Source organism: Pseudomonas sp. GW823-FHT06E10, assembly GCF_058794995.1.
On sequence record NZ_JBXAHJ010000012.1, the window covers coordinates 168,039 to 180,298 of the forward strand.

The 12,260-nt window shown below is 62.6% G+C and carries 7 protein-coding genes; 4 read left to right on the plus strand and 3 right to left on the minus strand.

The window, feature by feature from the left end; all coding sequences use genetic code 11:
* Positions 1-123 precede the first annotated feature (123 nt).
* Together recO and pdxJ are read left to right on the plus strand one after the other, a co-directional pair.
* Complete coding sequence (gene recO / locus AC1Q6Y_RS20070; RefSeq protein ID WP_492625028.1) at positions 124-807, plus strand: DNA repair protein RecO; 684 nt, start codon at positions 124-126, stop codon at positions 805-807.
* Between the two features lie 49 nt (positions 808-856).
* Positions 857-1,603 carry a pyridoxine 5'-phosphate synthase gene (gene pdxJ, locus AC1Q6Y_RS20075; RefSeq protein ID WP_057716280.1) on the plus strand — a complete coding sequence of 249 codons (747 nt, stop codon included), beginning with the start codon at positions 857-859 and terminating at the stop codon, positions 1,601-1,603.
* Positions 1,604-1,726: 123 nt separating this feature from the next.
* Here pdxJ and mltF read toward each other — a convergent pair whose 3' ends face one another.
* Positions 1,727-3,187, minus strand: coding sequence for a membrane-bound lytic murein transglycosylase MltF (gene mltF / locus AC1Q6Y_RS20080; protein ID WP_079246808.1), 1,461 nt, complete (start codon positions 3,185-3,187; stop codon positions 1,727-1,729).
* A gap of 285 nt (positions 3,188-3,472) precedes the next feature.
* On the opposite strand from mltF, the gene purL reads away from it, so the two are divergent.
* Both purL and AC1Q6Y_RS20090 read left to right on the plus strand, forming a co-directional pair.
* Positions 3,473-7,369 carry a phosphoribosylformylglycinamidine synthase gene (purL, locus tag AC1Q6Y_RS20085; protein WP_218494992.1) on the plus strand — a complete coding sequence of 1,299 codons (3,897 nt, stop codon included), beginning with the start codon at positions 3,473-3,475 and terminating at the stop codon, positions 7,367-7,369.
* A 5-nt stretch (positions 7,370-7,374) separates the two neighbouring features.
* Positions 7,375-7,686 (plus strand): YqfO family protein, encoded by a 312-nt coding sequence (locus tag AC1Q6Y_RS20090; protein ID WP_057716278.1) that lies wholly within the window; start codon positions 7,375-7,377, stop codon positions 7,684-7,686.
* Between the two features lie 184 nt (positions 7,687-7,870).
* On the opposite strand, the gene nagE is transcribed toward AC1Q6Y_RS20090, so the two are convergent.
* The gene (gene nagE / locus AC1Q6Y_RS20095; protein ID WP_492625029.1) at positions 7,871-9,586 is read right to left on the minus strand and encodes an N-acetylglucosamine-specific PTS transporter subunit IIBC; all 1,716 of its coding nucleotides are present in this window, start codon (positions 9,584-9,586) and stop codon (positions 7,871-7,873) included.
* 29 nt (positions 9,587-9,615) lie between these two features.
* Positions 9,616-12,132, minus strand: coding sequence for a phosphoenolpyruvate--protein phosphotransferase (gene ptsP, locus AC1Q6Y_RS20100; RefSeq protein WP_492625030.1), 2,517 nt, complete (start codon positions 12,130-12,132; stop codon positions 9,616-9,618).
* Positions 12,133-12,260: the final 128 nt, after the last annotated feature.

Here is a 12,260-nt window from a genome sequence, read left to right on the forward strand (position 1 = left end):
GATAGCGGTCTGTCAGTCAACATTGATGTTGAATATCAGGCCCTCATCGCGAGCAAGCTCGCTCCCACATTGGTTTCAGGTTGTATGTAAAACTGCGCTCCTTCATTGAGATCGGCGATTTCCATGTCCCAACCCATCCCCCAACCCGCCTATGTCCTGCACTCCCGCGCCTACCGTGAAAACAGCGCGCTGGTGGACTTCCTCACGCCGCAAGGTCGGCTGCGGGCGGTGTTGCGCAGTGCACGGGGCAAGGCCGGGACACTGGCGCGGCCGTTCGTGCCATTGGAAGTCGAGTTCCGGGGCAAGGGCGAGCTGAAGAATGTCGGGCGCATGGAGAGTGCTGGCATCTCCACCTGGCTCAATGGCGAGGCGCTGTTCAGCGGTCTTTACCTCAATGAATTGCTGATTCGCCTGTTGCCCGCCGAAGATCCTCATCCCGGTGTATTCGATCACTACGCTGCGACTTTGCTGGCGCTGGCTGAAGGTCGTGCTCTGGAGCCCTTGCTGCGCTCCTTCGAATGGCGCTTGCTCGATGACCTCGGCTACGGTTTTTCCCTGACGACTGATATTCATGATCAGCCCATCGCGCCGGACGGCCTCTACCGTTTGCAAGTGGATGCCGGGCTTGAACGTGTCTACCTGCTGCAACCGGGCCTGTTCAACGGCACCGAATTGCTGGCCATGGCTGAAGCCGACTGGTCTGCCCCCGGCGCTCTGTCTGCCGCCAAGCGCTTGATGCGCCAGGCGTTGGCCGTTCACCTGGGCGGCCGTCCACTTGTCAGTCGCGAGCTGTTTCGCAAGCCCTGATCACACCGTATGCTGTGCACCGAACTTTCTCTTCATCTGGAGCGCTTCCGTGACCACCAGCACCCGTATTCTTCTTGGCGTGAACATCGACCACGTTGCCACCCTGCGTCAGGCCCGGGGCACCCGTTACCCGGACCCGGTCAAGGCTGCACTGGACGCGGAAGAGGCGGGCGCCGACGGCATCACCGTGCACCTGCGCGAAGACCGTCGGCACATTCAGGAGCGCGACGTTCTGCTGCTCAAGGACGTGCTGCAAACCCGCATGAACTTCGAAATGGGTGTCACCGAAGAAATGATGTTGTTCGCCGAGCGCATCCGCCCGGCGCACATTTGCCTGGTGCCGGAAACCCGTCAGGAGCTGACCACCGAAGGTGGCCTGGATGTGGCGGGGCAGGAGGCGCGGATCAAGGCGGCGGTCGAGCGTCTGTCGAAGATCGGCTCCGAAGTGTCGCTGTTCATTGACGCCGATGAGCGCCAGATCGAAGCCTCCCGTCGTGTCGGCGCGCCAGCCATCGAGTTGCACACCGGGCGTTATGCCGATGCCGAGACGCCGACCGAAGTCGCCGAAGAACTCAAGCGTGTAGCCGATGGCGTGGCCTTCGGTCTGGCCCAGGGCCTGATCGTCAATGCCGGCCATGGCCTGCACTATCACAACGTTGAAGCCGTGGCGGCGATCAAGGGCATCAACGAACTGAACATCGGCCATGCGCTGGTGGCCCATGCGCTGTTCGTTGGCTTCAAGTCGGCTGTTTCGGAGATGAAGGCGCTGATTCTGACGGCGGCTGCCAAGGCTTAAAACCAACACAAAACCCTGTGGGAGCGAGCTTGCTCGCGATAGCGGTCTGACAGACACAATTGATGTGACTGACAGGGCCTCATCGCGAGCAAGCTCGCTCCCACATTTGATGTTGGGTGGCTGTCAGAGCGGGGCAGGTTCCTGCGACGGCTTGCTCTTGTCGATCCCCGGAACAAGCAGTTTGCCCTCGGCGACCTGGTCGCCTTCAAGCTGCGGCTGCGTGACCCAGGTCAGGATGTCGTAGTAGCGACGGATGTTCGCCACGAAATGCACCGGTTCGCCGCCACGGGCGTAGCCGTAACGTGTTTTGCTGTACCACTTCTTTTCCGACAGGCGCGGCAGGATCTTTTTCACGTCCAGCCATTTGTCCGGGTTCAACCCTTCCTTGGCCGCCAGTTTGCGTGCGTCATCCAGGTGGCCGCTGCCGACGTTGTAGGCCGCCAGGGCAAACCAGGTCCGGTCCGGCTCCTGAATCGAGTCGTCGAGCTGGTCTTTCATGTAGGCCAGGTACTTGGCGCCGCCCATGATGCTCTGCCTGGGGTCCAGGCGGTTGGACACGCCCATGGCCTGCGCGGTGTTCTGGGTCAGCATCATCAGGCCGCGCACGCCGGTCTTGGACGTGACCGTCGGTTGCCACAACGACTCCTGGTACCCGATGGCCGCCAGCAGGCGCCAGTCGACTTTCTCCTTCTTGGCGTAGGCCTTGAAGTGCTGTTCGTACTTGGGCAGGCGTTGCTGCAAGTGTTGGGCAAACGTGGTGGCGCCCATGTAGCCGAGGACGTCGACATGCCCGTAGTAGCGGTCCTTGAGGCGTTGCAGGGTGCCGTTTTTCTTGACCTTGTCGAGGTAATCGTTGATTTCGTTGAGCAGGCTGTTGTCGTCACCCGGGGCGACGGCCCAGCTCTGGTTGCTGGCGTCGCCGAGGTCGAAGGCGACCCGGATGTTGGTGAAGTACACCTGGTTCATCGCCACTTCGTTGGAGTCGACCAGGGTCAGGTCGATCTGACCTTCATCCACCATGCGCAGGAGATCGACGACCTCGACCGCGTCAGACTCTTCGTATTCGATGCCGGGAAACTTCTGTTTCAGCTGCGCCAGTTGTTCGGCGTGGGTGCTGCCCTTGAGCACCATGATCTTCTTGCCCACCAGATCCTTCGCATCGGTTGGCCGGGACTGGCCGTTGCGATAGATGATCTGCGGGGTGACTTCCAGGTAGGAGTGGGAGAAGCGCACCTGCTTCTTGCGCTCTTCGCTGCTGACCAGGCCGGCAGCCGCCAGCACCGGGCCATTGGGCTTGCCGACCTGGTTGAACAGGTCATCGAGGTTGTCGGCGGTCTCGATCTTGAGCTCGACCCCCAGATCGTCGGCGAAGCGCTTCACCAGCTCGTATTCGAAGCCGGTCTCACCGTTGCGATCCTGAAAGTAGGTGGCGGGGCTGTTTCGGGTAACCACCCGCAGCACACCATCCTCCTTTACGCGCTCGAGCGTGTTGGGTTTATCAACACAGCCACCGAGCATCAGGAAGAGTCCGGTTGCGATCAGCCATTTGGCGTACCGCGGACGCAAAGCCGTTGGGAAAAACATCTGCGCAGTATACGCAAAGGACCACGAGCGCCATATCTCGACAGTGAGGGGCTTGTCTGCTAGAGATCACAAAACCGGCCGAAACCCCGCAGGAATGGGCCTTGCCTGCATTTTGTTACAGTAAAAATAAGCTGTTGCTGCACGCCCGGTTAACCTGACTTTCGAGGCAGAAACACAGATCGACGCCCGAGTGCAACCGTGCGTAGCGTTTCGGGTGATGTCGCGGGCTGTTTAGGCTAGAATGCACGGCCTCAAAGCACACCCCTTCCCGAGGCTGTCCCGAAGATGTTGATCCTGCGCGGCGCTCCTGCCCTTTCTGCCTTTCGCCACAGCAAGCTCCTTGAGCAACTGAGCCAGAAGGTTCCGGCTGTCAGCGGCCTGTATGCTGAATTCGCTCACTTCGCCGAAGTTACCGGCGTCCTGACCGGCGACGAACAGCAGGTGCTCGCGCGCCTTCTGAAGTACGGTCCAAGCGTTCCGGTACAGGAACCGACCGGTCGTCTGTTTCTGGTGCTGCCGCGTTTCGGCACCATCTCGCCGTGGTCGAGCAAGGCCAGCGACATCGCCCGTAACTGTGGCCTGGCGAAAATCCAGCGCCTGGAACGCGGCATCGCGTTCTACGTGGCCGGCCAGTTCAGCGATGCTGAAGCCCAGCTGATCGCCGACGGTCTGCACGACCGCATGACCCAGATCGTCCTGGGCAACCTCGAGCAGGCCGCCGGCCTGTTCAGTCACGCCGAACCGAAACCCCTGACCGCCATCGACGTGTTGGGTGGCGGCCGCGCCGCGCTGGAAAAAGCCAACACCGAGCTGGGCCTGGCCCTGGCCGAAGACGAGATCGACTATCTGGTCAACGCCTTCGTCGGCTTGAAGCGCAACCCGCATGACATCGAACTGATGATGTTCGCCCAGGCGAACTCCGAGCACTGCCGTCACAAGATCTTCAACGCCAGTTGGGACATCGACGGCGAGAGCCAGGAAAAAAGCCTGTTCGGCATGATCAAGAACACCTACGTGATGCATAGCGAAGGCGTTCTGTCGGCTTATAAGGACAACGCTTCGGTGATCGTCGGCTCCGTGGCCGGTCGCTTCTTCCCGGACCCTGAGACCCGCCAGTACGGCGCGGTGCAGGAGCCGGTGCACATCCTGATGAAGGTTGAAACCCACAACCACCCTACCGCGATTGCCCCGTTCCCGGGCGCATCCACCGGTTCCGGTGGCGAGATCCGTGACGAAGGCGCCACCGGTCGCGGTGCCAAGCCGAAGGCTGGCCTGACCGGTTTCACCGTGTCGAACCTGCAGATCCCGGGCTTCGAACAGCCGTGGGAAGTGCCGTACGGCAAGCCCGAGCGCATCGTCACCGCGCTGGACATCATGATCGAAGGCCCGCTGGGCGGCGCTGCGTTCAACAACGAATTCGGTCGTCCGGCACTGACCGGCTACTTCCGTACCTTCGAACAATCGATCACCACCCCGCACGGTGACGAAGTTCGCGGCTACCACAAGCCGATCATGCTGGCTGGCGGCATGGGCAACATCCGTGAAGAACACGTCAAGAAAGGCGAGATCGTCGTCGGCTCCAAGCTGATCGTGCTCGGCGGCCCGGCGATGCTGATCGGCCTGGGCGGCGGCGCGGCTTCCTCCATGGCCACCGGCACCAGCTCGGCAGACCTGGACTTCGCTTCCGTACAGCGCGAAAACCCGGAAATGGAACGTCGCTGCCAGGAAGTCATCGACCGTTGCTGGCAACTGGGCGACAAGAACCCGATCAGCTTCATCCACGACGTGGGTGCGGGCGGTCTGTCCAACGCCTTCCCGGAACTGGTCAACGACGGCGACCGCGGTGGCCGTTTCGAACTGCGCAACATTCCAAACGACGAGCCGGGCATGGCCCCGCACGAAATCTGGTCCAACGAATCCCAGGAACGTTACGTTCTGGCCGTCGGCCCGGCGGATTTCGAGCGCTTCAAGGCGATCTGCGAACGTGAGCGTTGCCCGTTTGCCGTCGTTGGTGAAGCCACTGCCGAGCCACAACTGACCGTGACCGACAGCCACTTCGGCAACAGCCCGGTGGACATGCCGCTGGAAGTGCTGCTGGGCAAAGCCCCGCGCATGCACCGTTCGGTGGTTCGCGAGAACGAACTGGGCGACGATTTCGATCCGTCGACCCTCGACATCGCCAATTGCGTCGAGCGCGTCCTGCATCACCCGGCCGTGGCGAGCAAGAGCTTCCTGATCACCATCGGCGACCGCACCATCACCGGCCTCGTGGCCCGTGACCAGATGGTCGGCCCGTGGCAGGTTCCGGTGGCCGACGTTGCCGTCACCGCCACCAGCTTCGACGTCTACACCGGTGAAGCCATGGCGATGGGCGAGCGTACTCCGCTGGCACTGCTGGACGCTCCGGCGTCGGGCCGCATGGCCATCGGCGAAACCCTGACCAACATCGCGGCCTCGCGCATCGGCAAGATCTCCGACATCAAACTGTCGGCGAACTGGATGTCGGCTGCCGGTCACCCGGGTGAAGATGCACGCCTGTACGACACCGTGAAAGCGGTCGGCATGGAGTTGTGCCCTGAGCTGGGCATCACCATTCCTGTGGGCAAGGACTCGATGTCCATGGCCACCCGCTGGAACGATGAAGGCGTGGACAAGTCCGTGACTTCGCCGATGTCCCTGATCGTGACCGGTTTCGCGCCAGTGACTGACATCCGTCAGACCCTGACCCCGCAACTGCGCATGGACAAGGGCACCACCGACCTGATCCTGATCGACCTGGGCCGCGGCCAGAACCGCATGGGCGCCTCGATCCTGGCGCAGGTTCACGGCAAGCTCGGCAAGCAGGCGCCGGACGTCGATGACGCCGAAGACCTCAAAGCCTTCTTCGCGGTGATCCAGGGCCTCAACGCCGACGGCCACCTGCTGGCTTACCACGACCGTTCCGACGGTGGTCTGCTGACCAGCGTTGTCGAGATGGCGTTCGCCGGTCACTGTGGCCTGAGCCTGAACCTCGACGGTCTGGCAGAAACCTCTGCCGACATCGCCGCCATCCTGTTCAACGAAGAACTGGGTGCCGTGATCCAGGTTCGCCAGGACGCGACCCCGGACATCCTCGCGCAGTTCAGCGCTGCCGGCTTGGGTGACTGCGTGTCGGTGATCGGTCAGCCAATCAACAATGGCGAGATCGGCATCACCTTCAACGGTGACACTGTGTTCGAAGGCCAGCGTCGTCTGCTGCAACGCCAGTGGGCCGAGACCAGCTACCAGATCCAGCGTCTGCGTGATAACGCCGACTGCGCCGAGCAAGAGTTCGACGTGCTGCTGGAAGAAGAAAACCCGGGCCTGAGCGTCAAGCTGAGCTACGACATCAACCAGGACATCGCCGCGCCTTACATCAAGAAAGGCATTCGCCCACAGGTTGCCGTACTGCGTGAGCAGGGCGTCAACGGTCAGGTGGAAATGGCTGCCGCGTTCGACCGCGCCGGTTTCAACGCGATCGACGTGCACATGAGCGACATTCTGGCCGGCCGGGTCGACCTGAACGAGTTCAAGGGCATGGTCGCTTGCGGCGGCTTCTCTTACGGCGACGTATTGGGTGCCGGTGAAGGCTGGGCGAAATCCGCGCTGTTCAACAGCCGTGCCCGCGATGCGTTCCAGGGCTTCTTCGAACGCAACGACAGCTTCACCCTCGGCGTGTGCAACGGTTGCCAGATGATGTCCAACCTGCACGAGCTGATCCCGGGCAGCGAGTTCTGGCCGCACTTCGTGCGCAACCGCTCCGAGCAGTTCGAGGCCCGTGTTGCCATGGTGCAGATCCAGGAGTCGAACTCGATCTTCCTGCAAGGCATGGCCGGTTCGCGCATGCCGATCGCCATTGCTCACGGTGAAGGCCATGCCGAGTTCGCCAGCGAAGAAGCACTGCTGGAAGCCGATCTGTCGGGTTGCGTGGCGATGCGTTTCGTCGACAACCACGGCAAGGTCACCGAAAGCTACCCGGCCAACCCGAACGGCTCGCCGCGCGGGATCACCGGTTTGACCAGCCGCGACGGTCGCGTGACCATCATGATGCCGCACCCGGAGCGTGTGTTCCGCGCCGTGCAGAACTCGTGGCGTTCGGATGACTGGAACGAAGATGCTCCGTTGATGCGTATGTTCCGTAACGCTCGTGTGTGGGTGAACTAAGCACCGTGTACAAGCTCAGCTTTTTTGTTCCCGACAGTCATGTCGAGGTGGTTAAAAGCGCCGTATTCGCCGCCGGTGGTGGGCGAATCGGTGCTTATGACCACTGTGCATGGCAAGTGTTGGGCACTGGCCAGTTTCGTCCACTGGACGGCAGCCAGCCGTTCATTGGCGAGGCAGGGCAGGTCGAACAGGTCGAGGAATGGAAGGTTGAGCTGGTGGTGGCCGATGAGTTGATTCGCTCGGTAGTGGCGGCTCTGAAACAGAGCCATCCCTATGAGACACCGGCTTATGAAGTGTGGCGGCTGGAGGATTTCTGATTCTCCGGTGCTGAAATGAAAAACCCGCTGAAAGAGATTTCAGCGGGTTTTTTGTTGCCCAAACTATTGTGGCGTCAGTGAGGGCCTCATCGCGAGCAAGCTCGCTCCTACATTGGATCTGCATACACCGGACCACTGTGGGAGCGAACTTGCTCGCGATGGCGGCCTATCAGGCACCGAGGATCTAAACCTTGGCACTGACCTCGCTGCGATTGACCAACACCTCCAGTGCATCACTCAAGGTCGGCGCCTTGTCGCCAATCAGCAGATGCCAGATACCGCCATCCAGCTGACTTACACCCTGGCAACCCAACGCTTTCAAATCGAACTCCGACAACGCCTTGCCATCGGCCAGTTGCAGGCGGATGCGGGTCATGGCCACGCAATCGAGTTGCAGCACATTGTCGCCGCCGCCCAGGGCATTGAGCCATTGCTGGGCCTCGGGTGTCGCCATGGCGGCAGGTGGCGGCGCGTCGATTTCTGCAGCCGGTGACGACACCATGGCGCGACCTAGCGCAGGCATCGCCAGGCGAATCTCATCGGCAATCGCGTCGGCCATTGGCCCCACCACCACTTGCAAACTCCCGCCCTTGCCCGGACGCACCACGGCCATGGCACCGAGCGCTTTCAAGTCGGAATCCGAGGCTTTGTTGCGATCCACCATGTCCAGGCGCAAGCGCGTGGTGCAGGCGCCGACGGTGATCAGGTTTTCGGCACCACCCAAGGCCTTGATGTATGCCCCGGCGCGTTCATTGTCGGCGACGGCAACCTGCTCGACGTCAGCGCTGGTTTCGCGGCCCGGTGTCTTCAGGTCGAAGCGGCGGATACAGAAGTCAAACACCACGTAATAGATCACGGCATACGCCAGGCCCACCGGGAACACCAGCCAGCCGTTGGTGGACTTGCCCCAGCCCAGGATCATGTCGATGAAGCCGCCGGAGAAGGTGAACCCCAGGTGGATGTTCAGCGCATTGGTGATGGCCATCGACAGGCCGGTCAGCAACGCATGCAGCACAAACAGCAACGGCGCGAGGAACATGAAGGCGAATTCAATCGGCTCGGTGACGCCGGTCAGGAACGCGGTCAACGCCATCGACAGGAAGATCCCGCCCATCACCTTGCGCCGTGCCGGCAGGGCGTTGCGGTACATCGCCAGGCACGCGGCGGGCAGGCCGAAGATCATCATCGGGAACATGCCGGTCATGAACTGGCCACCCTTCGGATCGCCGGCGAAGTAGCGCGACAGGTCGCCAGTCACCAGCGCCCCGGTGGTGGGGTCGGTGAAGTTGCCGAACACGAACCACGCCATGTTGTTGAGGATGTGGTGCAGGCCGGTGACGATCAGCAGGCGGTTGAACAGGCCGAAGACGAACGCGCCGAAGCTGCCGCTTTCCATCATCAGTGTGCCGAAGCTGTTGATGCCGTGCTGGATCGGCGGCCAGATGTAGCCGAACACCACACCCAGCCCCACGGCGGCGAACCCGGTGACAATCGGCACGAACCGTCGGCCACCGAAGAACGCCAGGTATTCCGGCAGCTTGATATCCTTGAAGCGGTTGTACAGCGCGCCGGCCATCAGGCCGCTGACGATCCCGGCGAGCATGCCCATGTTGATGCTCGGGTCGAGCGCCTTGAGGGTGGAAATCATCACCAGGTAACCGATCACCCCGGCCAGACCCGCCGTACCGTTGTTGTCCCTGGCGAAACCGACCGCGATACCGATGGCGAAGATCATTGCCAGGTTGGCGAAGATCACCTGGCCGGCATCGTGGATGATCGCGATGTTCAGCAGATCGGTATCGCCCAGGCGCAGCAGCAGGCCGGCAATCGGCAGGATCGCGATCGGCAGCATCAGCGCGCGGCCGAGGCGTTGCAGGCCTTCGATGAAAAGTTGGTACATGGCGGTTCTCCGTGGATTCTTGTTGTTCTTCAGCTCAGAGGCCAATGCTGGTGACAGGCGTGACGCACGGCGCTGGCGCTGCTCAACTTGAGCAGATCCTGGCTGATGCGCCGGCATTCGCTGGCGTCGAGATGACGCACGCGGTCCTTGATTTCGCCGACCTGTACCGGGCTCACCGACAATTCACTGACCCCCAGGCCGATCAACACCGGCGTGGCCAATGGATCGGACGCCAGTGCGCCGCACACGCCCACCCAGCGGTTGTGCTGCGCCGCACCGGCGCAGGTCTGGGCGATCAGCCGCAGCAGTGCCGGGTGTAGCGCATCGACGCGCGCGGCGAGCCCGGCGTGGTCGCGGTCCATGGCCAGGGTGTATTGCGACAGGTCGTTGGTGCCGATGGACAGGAAGTCCGCGTGTTCGGCCAGTTGCTCGGCCAGCAGCGCGGCGGCCGGAACTTCGATCATCACACCCAGTTCCGGGCGTTGCGCCAGGCCGAGTTCACCGCACAAGGCATCGAGGCGCTGGCGGATGTGCAGCAGTTCATCGACTTCCGTGACCATTGGCAGCAGGATCCGGCAGCGTGACAACGGGCGCAGGTGCAGCAGCGCGCGCAATTGCTGGTCGAGCAGTTCAGGGCGAGCCTGGGCCAGGCGAATGCCGCGCAGGCCGAGCACCGGATTGGCCTCGGCGGGCAGTGGCAGGTAGTCCAGTTGCTTGTCGCCGCCGACGTCGATGGTGCGGATGATCACTGACTTGTCGCCCATGGCATCGAGCACCGCTTGATAGGCGTGGTGTTGTTCCTGTTCGTCCGGCGCGGTGTGGCGGTCGACGAAGAGAAACTCGGTGCGCAGCAAGCCGACGCCGTCGGCGCCATTGGCCAACGCGTCTGCCGCTTCCGTGCTGGATGCCACATTGGCGGCGACTTCGATGCGCAGGCCATCGGTGGTCAGTGCGGGGGTGTGCGCCTGGGCCTGTTGTTCGGCCCGGCGTTGTTGCTGTTGCTGTTGCAGCTGGCGCACGTCGGCCAGGCGCTCGGCACTGGGTGTCAGTTCGAGGCGGCCGCCGTCGGCGTCCAGCACCACCGGTTGCCCCTGTTGCTGATCGAGTAACGTCGAACCCAGCGCCACCATGCACGGCAGGCCTTTGCCCCGGGCCAGAATCGCCACGTGGGAGGTCGCGCCACCTTCGGCCATGCACAGTCCGGCGACGCCTTGCTGGCTCAGTTGCAGTAAATCGGAGGGCGTCAGTTCATGCGCCGCGACGATGGCGCCGGCCGGCACGTCGTAATGCCAGGTGTCGCCGAGCAATGCGCGCAGCACCCGTTGCTTGAGGTCGCGCAGGTCGTTGGCGCGTTCGGCCAGCAGCGTGCTGCCGGTTTGCTGGAGGACTTCGCACTGCACGTCGATGGCCTGGCTCCAGGCGTGGGTCGCGGCCGTGCCCTGGGCGACGGTTTGTATGGCGGCGTCCAGCAGGGCCGGGTCTTCCAGCAGCGCCAGGTGTGCGGCGAAGATCGCCTCTTCAGCGGTGTCCTTGTGTTTTTTCGCCAGGACCAGCGTGCGTTCGATTTCGCTGCGCACCTGGCTCAGTGCCGCGTCCAGCACTTGCTGTTGTTGCTGGGGATCATGATGGCCGGCATCCACCGGCAGGCTGATCGCATTCAGGTGGAACAGCGGCCCGCCGACCAGGCCGGGCGCCGCACAGACGCCGTGCAATACACCGGCTTCGGCGGGGCGATTGCGTTGGGCAATCGTGGTCGGCGCGGCGGCATGGCTGTCTTCGGCCAGGGCTGTGGATAACGCGGTCAGCAAGGCTTGCAGCGCGGCTTCGGCGTCCGGGCCCTGGCAACTGACCTGGACTTCTGCCTGTTCGCCGATGGTCAGCCCCATCAGGCCGATCAGGCTGTCGCAGGTGGCCGACTTGCCGGCGAAATGCAGCTGCGATTTGCTTTTGAATCCTTGTGCGGTCTGACGGATCAACGCGGCCGGCCGTGCGTGCAGACCGCCACGGTGAGCAATGCGCACCAGACCGACAATCTCTGCGCCAGAAAACTCGGCATCGAACTGTGCGCTCGACGTCTGTCGACGAATGATGTGCAGCAGCGGCTCGCCGACCTTTACCGACTTGAGGGTGATGGGCCGTGCCTGAAAGTCCTGGCTGTTGGTGAGGATCAGCAGGCTGACCAGGCTTTTGCACTGTTGCGCGACCTTGTCCAGGTCGTAGCGCAGCAGCGGCTGGCCATTGGAGACGCGCGCGCCTTCCTTGACCAGCATCGAAAAGCCCTGGCCTTGCAGTTCGACGGTATCAAGGCCCAGGTGCAGCAGCAGCTCCGCGCCGTTGTCGGCCCGCAGGGTCACCGCATGACCGGTGCGGGCGACATGCACCACCACGCCCGCGCACGGCGCATGAAGGGTATCGTTCAACGGGTCGATGGCGATCCCGTCGCCCATGGCGCCGCTGGCAAACACCGCATCCGGGACTTTGGCGAGCGTGAGCACCGGGCCGCTGAGCGGGGCGCTGAGGGTCAGCTCTTTATTGTTGTTATGCATGGCTCGGTCTCATCAAAAAATACGGTTCGGATCAACACGCCCCCCTCTGTAGGAGCGAGCTCGCTCGCGATGGACTAAAGAACGCCGCGTTTATCCAGCAAACACGCGTTTTCGTTGACGACCATCGC